Source organism: Chitinimonas violaceus (assembly GCF_052601015.1).
Genome location: NZ_JBQXDJ010000025.1, coordinates 21,413 through 37,155 on the forward strand (window position 1 = coordinate 21,413; position 15,743 = coordinate 37,155).

Here is a 15,743-nt window from a genome sequence, read left to right on the forward strand (position 1 = left end):
TACTCGTCTTGACGGTAATCGCTCCGTGACAGGCAAAAATCATGGCGCCAATGCTGATCGAGCAATCTAGCCGGTGGTCGAAGTATCGAGTGGAGGATAAGCGAGGGAATGGGTGTTACAGCGCCGGATGTGCCAGTTGATACTGCACAGTTGGACAAGCGCCTTTGGCTGGTAGGCGGGAGATGGAGCATGAGGCTTCCTATCGGTAAACAGTTGGCGGTGCGCCTTGGCATTGACACGTATACAACTACCGATTTGCTACAGATAGATAACCGAAAAGGAAGCGAAGTACGAGAAGGCGGCATTAAGCTGCCGCTTCAGGTTTTTTGATTACAAATAGTCAGTTTTAATTGATCTGAGTTTTCAACCCGGTACACCCCTGGTCCACGAGCGACCACTTCTTTGCAAGCACCTGCCGGATCTGGATGGCTTCTTCAGCCTCCACCCTCGTTTTCTTCAAGAGCTTGTCTTTTGTGCGGACAGAGAAATTACCCAGTTCAAACTTCATAAAGTTACGACTGTTGCCGAGTTCAATTGCAGTCACGCACCGGCTCACCTCCGATGGCTCGATGATGTAACTTCTGATCGCGTCAAAATCATCGCGTTTGTACGTTTTGGATGAGCGAAGCCCAGGAAGCGACCGGTAACGTACGGTGATTTCACCGCTCTCTATATCGATCTCTGTGCTTTTGACGGTACGGCTGATTGTGATAAAAGCGATCAGGACCAAGCCGCCCAGGAGCGACACTTCAAGTATTGGGTGGGACTTGAAGGTGATGTTGCTAAGCGTGCAAACAAGTAAAACTACGTTACACAACAAGCTTAATTTAAGAAACGTAGGCAAAGGAAAAGGCCATTGGATAGTTATCTTGTCCATTTTTAAACCCTCAGCCATATGACTAACACAATGTCATTTTTTAAAGAGGAGTACTGCTTCATGCTTCCGGGTTTCAGCAAAAGTTTTAGGTTTTCATCCAAAAATATATTTTGAATAGCAAGAAGAGAGGATTCTGAGGAGCTGTTCAACGTCTCGCGGGCCAGGGCAAGATAAGGCGTAAATGCGCGAGGAAGCGGAATTTACGAAGGAATAAATGCGCATTCAGAGGGCATTTTCAACGCCGTATTGCTGACGCACAGCAGATTTTGAACAGGTTGAGAGCGTGTTTACGAACTGTCGCGAGCAGCTGTCAGCAGGGGGGCAGAGCACTTGCTTGGTCCACCGTCATCAATTCTTCATACTGTAGGAATAGTCTGTCTGCTCCTGACTATGGAGTGTACGTATGCGTGTGCTGATGGTCTCGGATGTCTATTTTCCCCGCGTCAATGGTGTATCTACCTCTATTCAGACATTTCGCCAGGAGTTGGCGGCATTAGGGGTAGTGGTGGACCTGGTCGCACCAGCTTACCCGGATGAGGTCGATGAGCCTGGCCTCATACGGATACCCTCCCGCTATCTGGCGTTCGACCCTGAGGACCGCATGATGCGGCGAAGTCTTTTGCGTCGTTTATTACCGAAGTTATGCAAAAAAGGGTATCAACTGGTCCATATCCAGACCCCGTTTGTTGCTCACTATGCCGGGTTGGAGATAGCGCAGGCTTTGGGCGTACCGGCGGTAACGACCTACCACACCTTTTTTGAAGAATACCTGCATCACTATGCCCGCATACTGCCGGCGAGTTGGACACGTGCAGTGGCCCGGCGTATTTCACGCGGGCAATGCAATGCTACTGATGGTGTTGTTGCGCCGTCGGTTGCCATGCGCGATGCGCTGCATCGGTACGGGGTTACTGCGCCAATAACAGTAATACCGACAGGTATTCCGCTAGAGCGGTTCCAAGGCGGAGATGGTTTGGCATTCCGCCGTGCCCATAACATAGGAGAGCACCAGGAAGTCGCGCTGTTTGTCGGTCGTGTGGCGCATGAAAAGAATATCGGCCTCTTGCTGCAGGTGGCTGAACGTGTACGGCAGGTCCGACCGAATTTTGTGCTGCTGATCGCAGGCGAAGGCCCGGCCCTGACCAGTCTGCAAGCACAGGCTCAGCAGCTTGGGTTGGGCGAGTCGGTTCGATTTATTGGCTATCTGGACCGCAAAACGGCATTGATCGACTGCTACCGGGCTGCTGATGTATTTGTGTTTGGGTCCGTCACAGAAACTCAGGGTCTTGTATTGTTGGAGGCTATGGCGACGGGCCTGCCAGTAGTGGCAGTCGCCGCCATGGGAACACGAGACATTCTGCTGCCGGAACGCGGCTGCTTATGCGCAAAGAACGAAGCGGCTGATTTTGCTGGAAAGGTGATCGAAGTGTTGATAAAGGCGGATTTGCGTCACCGTTTGGCAACAGAGGCGCAAATCTATGCGCAGAGCTGGAGTGCCCCTACTACTGCGGAACGTATGGCCGACTTTTACCAGCATACGGTGTTGACGACGGTATTGAATGGGGCGAGGCTCAATCCAGCATAAGCGTGTTGTCGAGCTGAACTGATGTTGGGCTGCGTAATGGTGTACCACGTTGCTGGTGCCAGATTCGGCGCAGTTCCCGCGCTGAACCAAAGCCTCCGATTTCAGCAATCTGTTCAAGTGAATAGCCCTTCTGTTGCAAAAGGGGCTCGATATGCGCCAGTTGCATGCGCTGTCGGTAATCCAATGGCGATATGCCGATATGTTGCTTGAACAGTCGTGCTAAGTGCCGTGTGCTGACGCAAGCGACGGCAGCGAGCGCGTTGAGTGACCAGCTCCCGGCCGGTTCTGCCGCAATCGCATCTTGCACGCGGTGTACGGCAGGATGCATATGCTCACGATAAGTCTGAAATGGTGATAGCTGGGGGGTTTCACCATCACGCCGGTGCCATATCACCATGTCGCGCGCTACCGCCATAGCGATCTTGGGGCCGAACTGGCGGGAAATAAGTTCCAGGGTCAGGTCGACAGTTGTGGTGAGGCCGGCTGAAGTGGCGATATTGCCATCAATCACAAAAATGCGATCGCCCTCAACATGTGCATTGGGGGCGACCTGGCGTAACCGTGCAGTTAGTGTGTGATGTATGGTGCAGGTATGCCCATCCAAAAGACCTGCGGCGCCCGTCAACAGCGCAGCGGAGCAGATGCTTACCACACGGATATCTGGTCGCCAGATTCGTTTCAGCCATGTAATCAGTTGTTGTGACGAGACGTTGTACTCATTAGTCAGGGGGCAATGAAAGCCCGGAATGATGAGCCAGGCATCGGAAGGAAGTGTGTCTGGTAACGTTGCCGTAATTTGCAACGTCAAATTTAGTGAGCATAAGGGCAGGGCAAGGGGGCCGGCATAGTGGAGCGACAAATCGGCTCCATATCGCTGGGCAATACGTAGGGCCTCTGCAGGCCCTGCAAGGTCGAGCAGCAGAAAGTCCGGTAGTAAAATGAAGTAAACTGATGTAGTCATTTACATGTGCCCTATATAGCTAGGCTGCTGAATTCAAAATGCGTTCTTGTAATTGCTCGAGGGAATGACTGATCCCGCACCTGGGTGCGATTGATGTCATGCCAATACGGGCCATTCGGCTAATACTTCATCCACACTCAGGATGCGGGCGATGCCACCAGCCAATACAAGTTCGGTTCGTTCCTTGATTTCGGCCGGGCTGAAGTGGCGGCCATTGCTGTGTCGCATGGGAAAGGTGAGGGTGGCTTCAGTAATGAAGTCAACGGCAAAGCCAATGTCCGAAGCATGCCGTGCTGTTGCTTCGCAGCTTTGTTCGGTACGGATGCCGGAAATAATTACTCTGTTGATGCCTTGTGCGCGCAACCAAGTTCTTAAGCCTGTATCAGCCAATGCGCTATGTGTCTGTTTAAAGACGATATGGTCTGCAGCCGGGTCGCTACCCGCTAATGCGACGATATACCCGGAGCTGTGTCTGAATTTTTCAGAAGCCTGATTGTGTTCATGAATATGGACATGGTAGATACGTACTACCGGTATGCCAGCAGTGCTTGCACCCCTAATCAGCTTGTTCTGGGCGACTAAAAAATCGGGTAAATCATTGTTTTGCCAACAGGGCAGATAACGAAATGATTCTTGGACATCAATTACGAGTAAAGCACGGGTCATTGCAAATAAGTCAAAGCTGTGAGTGATTCAACAGTAATCCCTATCGAAAGCAAAGTAAGGAGGCAAAACCGACCAAAATAGGAGAAATTCAGACAAGCTTTACGCCAATGCTTCTTTGTTAAGAACGGCGGATATTTGTCAATACCAATAAATCGCTATGAGGGGATGAGGGGTGAGATCAGTGAATGGAAATCTGTATAAGCCAACAAATTGCTATTTTTATATTTGGCAAGGACTAAAAATTTGATCTGAAATAGAATTTATTTTGATTGCCGTAGTCGACACGCCTTTGCGTAATGCTTCTGAAGAAGTCTCGTTTTATTCTTATTCAAAGCAGTGTTGGTAATGACTTTACAAGTAAGCAGCACTTTGTATTAGGCATGTACTGTGAATTGTTGTGCTTAATTGGTAACGCCATTATTGGCTTTTCTATTTTTGAGCGAATGAGATTGACTAATGGGTAACTAGGCATTTTGATATGCTTATAAAGAAGATTTGATGGATTTTATCTTCTATGTTGCTGATTGCATTGACAATGATATGAATATCATCTTGTGAGATTTGCTTCTTGAAATAAATTAGATTGTTGTGTAATTGTGCTGTTAGTAATAGGGAATGCTTATCCAATTTTCTATGTTTTTTTATGCGATTTAAATCTGGTTGAGGTGCCAATCCAAAATGAGGAACAGGGGGATTTGGTTATGAGTGCGTACCGTTAAATAGGCCAGTGGGCTTGTTTAATTCAAGAGGGAGGGTAATACCTGTGCCAAATACCTATACGTTTTTTTATGCGTTCATATATTCGAGGAGATGAGCCGCTTGGCGTGCAAGTATCGTACTTGGAACTTGCTTATGATCTTACTGCGCAGCTGTAATCAGTGCTCATCATGTGCTACTTGAAAACCTTAGGTACAACATACGTTTTGGTTTCTGTGCTGTTCTACGCCCCCTTGCGGGGGTTTTAAGAGTCGCTAACAAAACCCAACGAAGCGATCCTGGCTAGGCGTGCAAGCGTAGACAGTACGTGGGTACGGCAAGCTTGCGCAACAACGCCAGAAGGGTTTTGTTAGCGATTCTAAGCAGCATACGAACTTGGGCGAACCGGAAACACCTAGGAAGAGGCTCCTTAGGTATCTTCGCCGTTCCCTGGCTCGTTAGGCTTTAAGCAGATCTGTATCTCAAGAGATGGAGCGAAAAGGGTTGATCACAACGCTGGGGTGGTTTTGAAGCTGAACAGGGGAAGTGTGGGGTAGACGTATTGCAATGCTTTATCAGCGTGGAGGTAACCATTGGATTTGGCCAGGGCTTCGCGCAGCGCCATCAGGGTAAGACGAAGTTCAGCTTCGGTCTCGCTTTTACTGATACGGCGCTTGAGCATCGTTGCCCTCGTCCCGAGGTGAGTGTCGGTTACCTTATGCATCATCAGGGCGATAGGTTGAAAAGGCTCAGGTAGCTTGGTCGATACAAGCGGTTCCTGATCATCTTCCTCTGTAACCTGCCTGGTATGCCCAACATCTGTACTGGCTTGTACTGGTTTGGACTGGGATGCGGTGACTTGGGCTAAAGCGGCCGCAGCGACGCCACGTTGCGTGGCAACTGGTTCAGCTACAGGTACAGGAGTGATGATCTGGCTGCCAGGAATAATCTCCACCAGTCCCATTTCCATCAGCGTTTCAACGGCATCAGATGGGGTGCCGAGTGATAAGGCGAGCCTGGAAAGTTCGGGCGTACGCTTCTGACCATCGACTTGCAGCAGCAAGGTCCGTAATCGCGCCGGGAGTCGTACCCCGGCTTCCCGAGATTGCAGCGCCTGCAGGCCGGCTTCAGTTTTGCGCAGTTTTACGTTCATGATGCGTACTTCCACTTGTTTATTTCTTGTGGTTTATTTGTTGACGCGACAGATTGGCACTAGCGATAAGGTTGCGCTGCGAATACCGGGCAAGGTGCCGGATACGACGCTGTTCCCCTGAAATGCAGCAACAGACAGCGTGTATTCCCATAAATTTGAGCGTGGCGATACGAGTCGGCATGACGCAGGCATGAAAACTATCGAGGGATAAAGCAAATTCGTAAAGTCGGGAAAACGAGGGGGGGCGCGTATTTTACGAGTATGGTGTGCCAAATCTGTTCAATGACGGGCGTGGGACCCGATCCTGTTGCACTGTGGCGGTGCAGCGGGACCGGGGATCGGTTTCACATACTTACTTCACCATCATGTCGACAAACTCGTTGACGGGTGTGAGCTCCAGGGTTTTCTGGTCGTCGCAGAGGTCATAGATCGCCTTGGCCTGCTTGAAGGCGAACACACGGGCTAGGTTGGTCTTGAACTTGGCTTCCAGAAGCGGAATACCATCGCTACGGCGGCGGCAGTGGCCGATGGGGTATTCGCAGACTTCTTCAGTCAGTACGGTGCCGTCATTGAGCTCAACAGTCAGGCCATTGGCGATCGAACGCTTTTCCGGATCGTGATAGTCGCGCGTAAAAGCGGGGTCTTCCACGCAGACGATCTTGTCACGCAAGACATCGATACGTGGGTCGGCTGCAATTTCATCTTCATAGTCGGCAGCAGTCAGGCGGCCGTGAATCAGCGGTACGGCCACCATGTACTGCACGCAATGGTCGCGGTCTGCCGGGTTATTCAACGGGCCTTTCTTGTCGATGATGCGGATACAGGCCTCGTGCGTACGGATGGTGATCTTCTTGATGTCCTCAGCAGTCTTGCCCATGGCGCTGAGTTTGCCGTGCAGGGTCATGGCGCATTCCACGGCGGTCTGTGAATGGAACTCTGCCGGGAAGCTGATCTTGAACAGCACTTGCTCCATCACATAGCTGCCGTAGGGGCGTTGGAACTTGAACGCATTACCCTTGAACAATACGTCGTAAAAGCCCCAGCCTTTGGCCGAGAGGACGCCGGGATAGCCCATTTCACCCTTGAGTGTGATGAGCGCCAGGCGCACCGCCCGGCTTGTCGCATCGCCTGCAGCCCAGCTCTTCCGGCTGCCTGTGTTTGGGGCGTGGCGATAAGTACGCAGTGCCTGGCCATCGACCCAGGCTTGCGAAACTGCGTTGATGATTTCTTCGCGCGTACCACCAAGGAGCTTGGTCACCACAGCGGTAGATGCCACTTTGACCAATACGACATGGTCCAGCCCCACCCGGTTGAAACTGTTTTCCAGCGCCAGCACGCCTTGAATCTCGTGTGCCTTGATCATGGCGGTGAGTACATCACGCATGCTGAGGGGGGCTTTGCCGGCAGCGACACGGGTCCGGCTGATCCAGTCGGCAGTCATGAGGATGCCACCGAGGTTATCGCTGGGGTGGCCCCATTCCGCGGCTAACCAAGTGTCGTTGAAGTCCAGCCAACGTATCATTGCGCCCAGATTGAAAGCCGCCTGGATTGGATCGAGCTGGTACGGGGTGCCGGGCACCTTGGCGCCATTTGGGACGACGGTGCCGGATACAACCGGGCCGAGCAGCTTGGTACAGGCGGGGTATTCCAGCGCCTCGAAGCCGCAACCCAGGGTATCCATCAGGCAAAGGCGGGCGGTGTTATAAGCTTCGTTGGACGTGATTTCGTAATTGCAGACGTAATCCGCAATGTCGACCAATACCTGATCGGGTTCGGGGCGGACGTTGGAAATATGGGCGGACATGGATGGTGGTTCCTAAAAAGGAGTGGAGATGGTTCTTCTACAGAGCCGGTCGCAACGTTTCGTGGGCCGAGACAAGACGGAAACAGCCGAGGAAGCGGAGTTTACGAGGGGTAAATGAGCATTCCGAGGGTGTTTCCCATGCCGTATCGCAGACGCGCAGCAGACTTTGAATGGGTTCTAGGGGGAGCTCGCCCGACCTCTACCGACGATTCTCAAGCGGTACAAACTTGAGGTCCTCAGGCCCGACATAGTTGGCGCTTGGACGGATGATCTTGCCATCAATGCGTTGCTCAATCACATGGGCGGCCCAGCCACTGGTGCGTGAGATAACGAATAAAGGTGTGAACATGGCGGTGGGCACCCCCATCATGTGGTAGCTGACTGCGCTGAACCAGTCGAGGTTCGGGAACATCTTCTTGATGTCCCACATTACGGTTTCCAGGCGCTCTGCAATGTCAAACATCTTGGTATTGCCCGCTTCTTTCGACAGCTTGCGCGCTACCTCCTTGATCACGACATTGCGTGGGTCGCTGACGGTATATACCGGATGACCAAAGCCGATCACGACCTCCTTACGCTCGACACGGGCGCGGATATCGGCCTCGGCTTCGTCCGGGTTGTCGTAACGTTTCTGGATCTCGAATGCCACTTCATTGGCGCCGCCATGTTTGGGGCCTCGTAATGCGCCGATGGCACCGGTAATCGCGCTGTACATGTCTGACCCGGTACCCGCAATTACTCGGCCGGCAAAAGTGGAGGCGTTGAATTCGTGCTCGGCATATAGCACCAACGAGGTATGCATGGCCTTCACCCAGTGTTCGCCGGGTTTTTCGCCATGCAATAGGTGCAGGAAATGGCCCCCGATGCTGTCGTCGTCGGTTTCGACTTCGATGCGCCGACCATTGTGGCTGAAGTGGTACCAGTAGAGCACCAGCGAACCGAACGAGGCCATGAGTTTGTCGGCGATATCGCGTGCACCGGCGATGTTGTGGTCGTCTTTTTCAGGAAGTGTGCAACCTAGTGCAGAGGCACCAGTTCGCATTACATCCATGGGGTGGGTGCTTGCAGGCAGCGCTTCCAAGACGGTTTTCACCGAGGCAGGAATGCCGCGCAGGGATTTCAACTTCTGCTTGTACCCTGCAACTTCGGCTTGGTTGGGCAGTTTGCCGTGTACCAGCAGGTGAGCAATTTCCTCGAATTCACAGGCGTCGGCGACATCGAGGATATCGTAACCGCGGTAGTGCAGATCATTTCCGGTACGGCCCACGGTGCACAAGGCAGTGTTGCCGGCGGCGACGCCTGAGAGGGCGACAGACTTCTTGGGCTTGGCTAGGGTTGTCGGTGTGTCGCTCATACGATGTCTCCTTATACAGTGGCTGGGCCACCCTCTACTTAGTTGCGATCGATATTGGATGTGATGGCGGAAGATGTTGTGTCGAACATGGCTTGGGCGATCTGCTTGAAGTCGTCCTGACCGATTTCCAAATGGCCGAAACGGAACGCAGCCCCCCAGCGCTGTTTGTTCCGAATAAACGTCAGTTGTTCAATCATTGGCCGAATCTGCACCTCCCGGCAGGGACGGAAAGCGACATTACGCCGATAAAACGTTTCCTCGCCCATTTCGACCGGGTAGGCATCACTGTCCTGAACCTGACCGATTGCCGTAAAACGCTGGCAAGAACCCGTTTCACCCATACGCTCGCTGGGGGAGTAGTAGATCAGCCAGTCTCCAGGCGCCATACGTCCCAATGGCCCGCTCTTGCCATGGCATAGCTGGCAGAACCCGCCTGTGACACCACGCAATACATGGTCGCGTGATACAACACCGATCCAATAACGCATCAATGCTTATCCCGATGAATGTGGTACAGCACATGCCGGCGCATCGGATGGCCAACTGGAACGTTGGGGTGGTCGAAGTCAGCAGCCAGGTCTCTCGCCATGCCTAAGCGGGTCATGACGGATTGAGAGGGCAGATTGTCGGGCGTGGTGATCGCGACGATTTTATCGAGCTTCAACTGATCAAAGCCGTAAGTGAGCGCCAGCCGTGCCGCTTCTGTGGCATATCCTTTTCCCCAATGGGCGCGCGCCAAACGCCAGCCGATTTCCACGCACGGTGTAAACGATGCTTCGAACGGGATACGCAGCAGACCGACAAAGCCGATGAAGTCGGCCACGCCCGGTACTTCCACCGCCCAGAAGGTGAAGCCTTCTCGTTCGGCGTGTTCGCGCAGGAATGCCGCACTGGCATCACTTTGCGCCTGCGTTAATACATCAGGAAAGTGACGCCGGACTTGTGGGTCGGCATTCAATGCGGCGAAGGGCGCCAAGTCGCTATCACGCCAATCACGTATGACCACACGCTCACCGCGCAATGCAAGGCTCATTACTGCTTTCCATCGGCGAATAAGGCGTCAAGCTTTTGTTCGTAGGTGTGGTAACCAAGATGATCGTATAGCGCCATGCGTGTCTGCATGGTGTCGAGCACATTCTTCTGCGTGCCTTCGGCTGCAATATGGCTGTAAACATTCAGTGCCGCGTTGCTCATGGCACGAAAGGCGCTAAGTGGGTAAAGCATCATGCTGACGCCGACGCTACCCAGTTCATCACGGGTAAATAGCGGGGTTTTGCCAAACTCTGTGATGTTGGCGAGCACCGGCACCTTTACCGCATCGACAAACTGCTTGTACATATCGAGGCTTTCCATGGCTTCGGGGAAAATCATATCTGCCCCGGCCTCGACGCAGGCACAGGCACGGTCAATCGCAGCCTGTAGTCCTTCCACCGCCAATGCATCGGTACGCGCCATGATCACGAAATCTGGGTCGGTCTTTGCATCGAGGGCGGCTTTGACGCGATCAACCATTTCCTCCTTACTGACTATCGCTTTACCAGGGCGATGGCCACAACGTTTGGCCAGCACCTGGTCTTCGATATGCACCGCAGCCGCCCCAGCCCGTATCATTTCGCGTACGGTGCGGGCAATGTTGAAAGCACCCCCCCAGCCGGTATCGATATCGACCAGCACAGGCAACTGCGTGCGATCGGTAATGCGTCGCACATCTATCAGTACATCTTCCAAGGTAGTGATACCGAGGTCCGGGATGCCACAGGAGCTCGCCGCCACCCCACCGCCCGATACATACAAGGCTTTATGCCCACTGTGTTCTGCCAGCAAGGCGGCGTAGGCATTGATGGCCCCAACGATCTGCAAGGGTTTTTCGGCTTGAACCGCAGCGCGAAAGCGCGCGCCTGGCGTGGTCAGGGGCATAAAGTGTCTCCATTCAGACTGCTGGTTTGTATCGCAAGGACCAGTTCAGTTGAGCATCGCATTAGGGCTCGGCCACTACTGCATGGATTACGCATCAACAAAGGCTGGCATGCCGCTTTGTTAGCGGCAGCATTGACGTTCGCGGAATGATACCTGAGCGAGTACCGTTGTTGGCTGCCCGCAGTAGTGGCGAGCCATGGCTGTTGTATGAATCTGTGCTGGTTGCTTGATGAACTGCAGCGGGCAACCCCGTGTGTATGGGGTTAAGGCTGTTGAAGGCGTGATGAATAAGTTGTTGTTCAGGTGTTACCTAGGTGATGGCAGCTGACTCATTGGCATGAAAAAACGCCCGCCAGATTCGGGATGGCGGGCGTTTTTCTACTTGGCTATCGCAGCCAAGCGGCCTGATCAGGCGTCATTTTTGTCCAGATGTGCAAGCTTGCCTTTGACGTTGGCCCACTGGTCATGATCGGGCAGCGGGTCTTTCTTCTCTACAATCGCGGTCCAATTGGCATGCTTGGAGAGCTCGGCATTGAGTTGGATATAAACCTGCTGATCGGCAGGTACGTCGTCTTCTGAATAGATGGCCTCGACAGGGCACTCGGCGACGCACAGTGTGCAATCAATGCATTCGTCCGGGTCGATGACCAGGAAATTAGGCCCTTCGCGGAAGCAATCAACCGGACATACGTCAACACAGTCGGTATATTTGCACTTCACGCAGGCATCAGTCACCACGTAAGTCATTCTATTTATTCCTCGATAATTTCGGCGCTACAGATCACCCATGATTGTATCAGAGCCTGTTTGCGATCTGTCGCCAGCAGCTTGTCAGCAAGTCTTCACGTCATCGCAAGGTTTGGTGCCGTTGTCGCCGGTTCAGCCTATGGTGCATGCTTTCGGGTAGGGCTTCCTAGAGGTGTTGAGCCTATCTTCAGAACTGCTTATTACATTTATAAAGCATGACTACTTTCCAAGAAAAACCCAGCGCAAATCGAACTTACCGCGGTCGTTTTGCCCCAAGCCCGACAGGGCTTTTGCACGAAGGATCATTACTGACCGCAGTGGCCAGTTATCTGGAGGCCCGTACCAGAGGCGGGCAATGGCTGGTGCGTATGGAAGATCTCGATCCGCCACGAGAAATGCCGGGGGCGGCAGATAATATTTTGCGCACATTGGCGAGTTTTGGTTTTGAATGGGATGGTCCAATTCTTTATCAAAGTAAACGCCTTGATGTATACCGAGAAATGTTGAATGATTTGATTGCCGGCAATGTTGCTTATCCATGTGGATGTACTCGAAAAGAAATAGCGGATTCAAGTTTGAGAGGAATCGACGGGCCAATTTACCCGGGTACCTGCCGGAACGGATTACCTGCCGGACGACAAACCAGAGCGTGGCGATTACGTTTGGAAGAGACTGCTTTGATGGAATTTAATGATGTGATTCAAGGTACTCAGCAACAAAATCTTATAGACCAAGTTGGGGATTTTGTCTTGTTGCGAGCGGATGGATATTTCGCCTATCAATTGGCTGTGGTGGTAGATGATGCCGAACAGGGAATTACCGACATTGTCCGAGGTGCCGATTTACTTGATTCCACCCCACGTCAATTGTATTTGCAGAAATTGTTGCACATTTCCAGACCGAATTACGCGCATTTACCGATATTGGTCAATGCGGCAGGTGAGAAACTAAGTAAGCAGACTCGAGCGGTTGCTCTGGAGATTTCACGTGCCACTGTATTGCTGTGGAAGGCGTTGGAGAGACTCGGGCAACGACCGGACCCTGCGCTGAAAACAGCTTCTTTGGATGAAATCTGGACTTGGTCCTGCTCAAACTGGCAGCTAGAATTGGTTCCGCAAGCTAAATTTTTGCATGACTACGCGTAGAAAGTGATTTGTGGGATTCCACGCCAATGTCATGTATCCCTTTGAAATTTAAGTAGCAAATTTCTTCTTTTTATTCTGTGAAATTGCTGCTTAAAATCATATGGCGCGTTAGCTTGCGTGCATAACCCCGTGATGTTAATTTAGTTGTTGGAAATTTGACTCCGCAAAAAAGGGTGGGAGCCGTGAGAATCGAATCAAAACTCAAAGCCACCGTGATGGCTGTAGCCTTGGCAACAATTCCCGTTGCGCTGCATGCGGCTGGCTTGGGGCGTTTGAATGTACTGTCCGGATTGGGGCAGCCCTTGCGTGCCGAGATCGATCTGGTGGCGGTACAACCTTCCGAGGTTGAATCGCTCCGCGCCGCATTGGCGTCACCGGAAGCATATCGTGAAGCGCAAATTGACTTTCCGCCTACTTCGTTGGGTTTACGCTTTAATTTAGAAAAGCGTAGCGGCGGACAATATTACATTGCGGTCAATTCGGCACAATCGGTAAATGAGCCTTTTCTTGATTTTCTACTTGAGTTGAAATGGGAAGGTGGTCGGGTTCTTCGTGAATATACGGCCTTGCTCGATCCGGTAGGATATAACGCGACTACATCACCGGCCTCCCGGCCAACGACTTCATCTTCAGAAGTTGGGGAAACCTCGCCAAAGTTTCCATTGCCAAAGCCAATGGTTGGTACAAGGTCATCCTCAAAAGCCGAAACCAGATCGCAGGAATCCGGTTCTGGTGAATCTGCTTCCAATACCTCCGGTTCCACTCACACTGTTAAACAAGGTGACACGCTTGCGGGAATTGCCCGGGAAAATGCAGTCGAGGGTGTGAGTTTGGAGCAAATGCTGGTTGGTTTATATCGCGCCAATCAGGATGCATTTGACGGTAAGAATATGAATCGCTTAAAAAAAGGGCGAATTCTTTCTGTTCCGGATAAAGAAACATTAACTTCAATTAGCCGTCGTGAAGCTGCACAGGAAATTCGTGTGCAGGCGGATGATTGGCACGGATACCGTAGCAGGGTGGCGGGTGCTGCTGCGCCTTCCCGTGGTGACCAGGCAAGTGGTTCTGGCAAGATCAGCACCCATGTCGAGGAACGTGCAGCGCCTCGTGAATCCGGTAGCAAAGACAATCTGAAACTCTCCAAAGGTGAGGAAGGCAAGCTTAAAGAGCGTGTTCAGTCGCTTGAGGAAGAGTCCACTTCACGTCAGAAGGCGCTTAACGAAGCTAATCAGCGAGTGGCTGAGCTTGAACGGACCAACAAGAAGCTGGAAGATTTGTTGGCATTGAAGAGCAAGCAAGGCGCAGAGTTACAGAAGCAGGCGCAAGCTGCTGAAAAGCAAAGTAAGCCTCTTGAGCCAGCGCCAGAAGCCAAGCCGGCAGAGCCTAAAGTTGAACCCCCTAAGCCTGAGGCTGCAGCTCCCACCCCCCCTGTAGAGACGCCTCCTGCCGTGCCTCCAGAAGCGACCGCGGTGGAAGCTAAGCCCGCTGAGCCTGTGGTACCGCCTGCACCTGTAGAAGCGGAAAAGCCCAAGAAGCCACGTCCACCTGTTGTCGAGCCGGAGCCGGAGGAGCCTTCCTTATTGGAAGATCCAATGGTGTTGGGAGGCGGTGGATTGCTTGCACTACTGTTAGGTGGCGGAGCGTTCTGGGCGATACGCCGACAAAAAAAAAATGACTTCGTAGATAGCGTAATTACCGGTTCTGATTTGAAAACCAACACCATGGTGGGTAATACCGGTGGTGCGGTGATCAGCACTGGCGTAACAGAAAATTCCTTTCTGACTGATTTCAGTCGTGCGGGTCTTGGCACGATTGATACGGATGAAGTAGATCCGATCGCCGAGGCCGAGGTATATATGGCCTACGGCCGTGATGCCCAGGCAGAGGAAATACTAAAAGATGCCTTGGCGCGGGATGGTAGCCGCCAGGAAGTCAGGTTGAAGTTGTTGGAAATCTATGCAGCTCGCAAGAATGCGGTTGCTTTTGAGGCAGCCGCTCGTGAGTTGTATGCGTCGAATCAAGGTCAAGGTCCAGTCTGGGCGCAGGCTGCCGAGATGGGACGTGCATTGGACCCCAACAATAGTCTTTACCAGCAGAAGTCCCCGGTAGATACGGGGGCACTGGATAAGACGATGGTCATGTCTGCAGGTACCTTGGGTGATATTTCAAGTAAGCCAGCCAGCCCGGCGCCGGCAGCAGCTGCGCCAGCCCCTGTGCCAGTTCCGGCTCCAGTCCCAGCGCCGCCGCCACCAGCTATGCCTGAGATGAGCTTTGATCTGGATACGCCAGCTCCCGCTCCTGCGCCGATGGCACATAAGGCAGTCGAAGAGCCTGTGGCAGCGGGTGCGGATACCGGCCTTGATTTCAATCTGAGCAACTTCTCGTCAGCGAAGGCTGCTGCACCAGCGCCGGCCGCGGCCTCCTTGGCTAGTGGCGATAGCGACATCCTTTCGCTGGATATTCCTCTCGATCTCGGCACTGATAATGCTTCGGCTTCCTCTGCATCATTGGCTTCGTCAGACCTGGCCAGTGATTTGGACTTCGATTTTGAATTGAACGAAAGTTCTGCTGCATCGGATATGTCGTTGGGTTCCAACGCAATGAGTCTTGATATGGATATGGCGCCAGAGTCTGGCGGCAGTGCCGATATTTCAGACTTCGGTGCTGAAATGGACGATCCGGTCACGACCAAGATCGATTTGGCACGTGCCTATATCGATATGGGCGACAAGGAAGGTGCCCGCGAAATCTTGCAGGAAGCGATGAGCGAAGGAACAGCGGAGCAGAAGTCGACAGCGAATTCGTTGTTGGCTCAACTGTAATCCATCGTTCTTGGAA

The 15,743-nt window shown here is 52.6% G+C and carries 13 protein-coding genes; 3 read left to right on the forward strand and 10 right to left on the reverse strand.

What is annotated here, in order from left to right:
• Positions 1-346: 346 nt before the first annotated feature.
• Positions 347-895: a hypothetical protein gene (locus ACUHMQ_RS10495; RefSeq protein ID WP_445295414.1), complete on the reverse strand. Its 549-nt coding sequence runs from the start codon at positions 893-895 to the stop codon at positions 347-349.
• Between the two features lie 385 nt (positions 896-1,280).
• Here ACUHMQ_RS10495 and ACUHMQ_RS10500 point away from each other — a divergent pair, with 385 nt between their 5' ends.
• The gene (locus tag ACUHMQ_RS10500) at positions 1,281-2,462 is read left to right on the forward strand and encodes a glycosyltransferase (protein ID WP_445295415.1); all 1,182 of its coding nucleotides are present in this window, start codon (positions 1,281-1,283) and stop codon (positions 2,460-2,462) included.
• On the opposite strand, the gene ACUHMQ_RS10505 is transcribed toward ACUHMQ_RS10500, so the two are convergent.
• The 9 genes from ACUHMQ_RS10505 to fdxA all read right to left on the reverse strand — a co-directional run bounded on the left by ACUHMQ_RS10505 (position 2,449) and on the right by fdxA (position 11,760).
• Positions 2,449-3,423: a GlxA family transcriptional regulator gene (locus ACUHMQ_RS10505; protein ID WP_445295416.1), complete on the reverse strand. Its 975-nt coding sequence runs from the start codon at positions 3,421-3,423 to the stop codon at positions 2,449-2,451. The two genes, ACUHMQ_RS10500 and ACUHMQ_RS10505, sit on opposite strands and share 14 nt — an antisense overlap.
• A gap of 96 nt (positions 3,424-3,519) precedes the next feature.
• The gene (locus ACUHMQ_RS10510; RefSeq protein ID WP_445295417.1) at positions 3,520-4,089 is read right to left on the reverse strand and encodes a cysteine hydrolase family protein; all 570 of its coding nucleotides are present in this window, start codon (positions 4,087-4,089) and stop codon (positions 3,520-3,522) included.
• Between the two features lie 1,204 nt (positions 4,090-5,293).
• A complete protein-coding gene (locus ACUHMQ_RS10515; RefSeq protein WP_445295418.1) occupies positions 5,294-5,938 on the reverse strand; it encodes a hypothetical protein in 645 nt (214 codons plus the stop codon).
• Between the two features lie 352 nt (positions 5,939-6,290).
• A complete protein-coding gene (locus tag ACUHMQ_RS10520; RefSeq protein ID WP_445295419.1) occupies positions 6,291-7,742 on the reverse strand; it encodes a bifunctional 2-methylcitrate dehydratase/aconitate hydratase in 1,452 nt (483 codons plus the stop codon).
• A gap of 199 nt (positions 7,743-7,941) precedes the next feature.
• Positions 7,942-9,096 carry a bifunctional 2-methylcitrate synthase/citrate synthase gene (prpC, locus tag ACUHMQ_RS10525; RefSeq protein ID WP_445295420.1) on the reverse strand — a complete coding sequence of 385 codons (1,155 nt, stop codon included), beginning with the start codon at positions 9,094-9,096 and terminating at the stop codon, positions 7,942-7,944.
• A 38-nt stretch (positions 9,097-9,134) separates the two neighbouring features.
• The gene (locus ACUHMQ_RS10530; protein ID WP_445295421.1) at positions 9,135-9,584 is read right to left on the reverse strand and encodes an EVE domain-containing protein; all 450 of its coding nucleotides are present in this window, start codon (positions 9,582-9,584) and stop codon (positions 9,135-9,137) included.
• Positions 9,584-10,129, reverse strand: a complete 546-nt coding sequence (locus ACUHMQ_RS10535) for a GNAT family N-acetyltransferase (RefSeq protein ID WP_445295422.1) — start codon at positions 10,127-10,129, stop codon at positions 9,584-9,586. The genes ACUHMQ_RS10530 and ACUHMQ_RS10535 overlap by 1 nt, the downstream gene beginning before the upstream one ends.
• Positions 10,129-11,013 (reverse strand): methylisocitrate lyase, encoded by an 885-nt coding sequence (prpB, locus tag ACUHMQ_RS10540; protein WP_445295423.1) that lies wholly within the window; start codon positions 11,011-11,013, stop codon positions 10,129-10,131. The genes ACUHMQ_RS10535 and prpB overlap by 1 nt, the downstream gene beginning before the upstream one ends.
• 408 nt (positions 11,014-11,421) lie before the next feature.
• Positions 11,422-11,760 carry a ferredoxin FdxA gene (fdxA, locus tag ACUHMQ_RS10545; RefSeq protein WP_445295424.1) on the reverse strand — a complete coding sequence of 113 codons (339 nt, stop codon included), beginning with the start codon at positions 11,758-11,760 and terminating at the stop codon, positions 11,422-11,424.
• A 215-nt stretch (positions 11,761-11,975) separates the two neighbouring features.
• Between fdxA and gluQRS the strand changes: the two genes are divergently transcribed.
• Entirely contained in the window at positions 11,976-12,905 is a 930-nt protein-coding gene (gluQRS, locus tag ACUHMQ_RS10550) for a tRNA glutamyl-Q(34) synthetase GluQRS (RefSeq protein ID WP_445295425.1), read from the forward strand.
• Between the two features lie 182 nt (positions 12,906-13,087).
• Positions 13,088-15,727, forward strand: a complete 2,640-nt coding sequence (locus ACUHMQ_RS10555; RefSeq protein ID WP_445295426.1) for a motility hub landmark protein FimV — start codon at positions 13,088-13,090, stop codon at positions 15,725-15,727.
• Positions 15,728-15,743 lie beyond the last annotated feature (16 nt).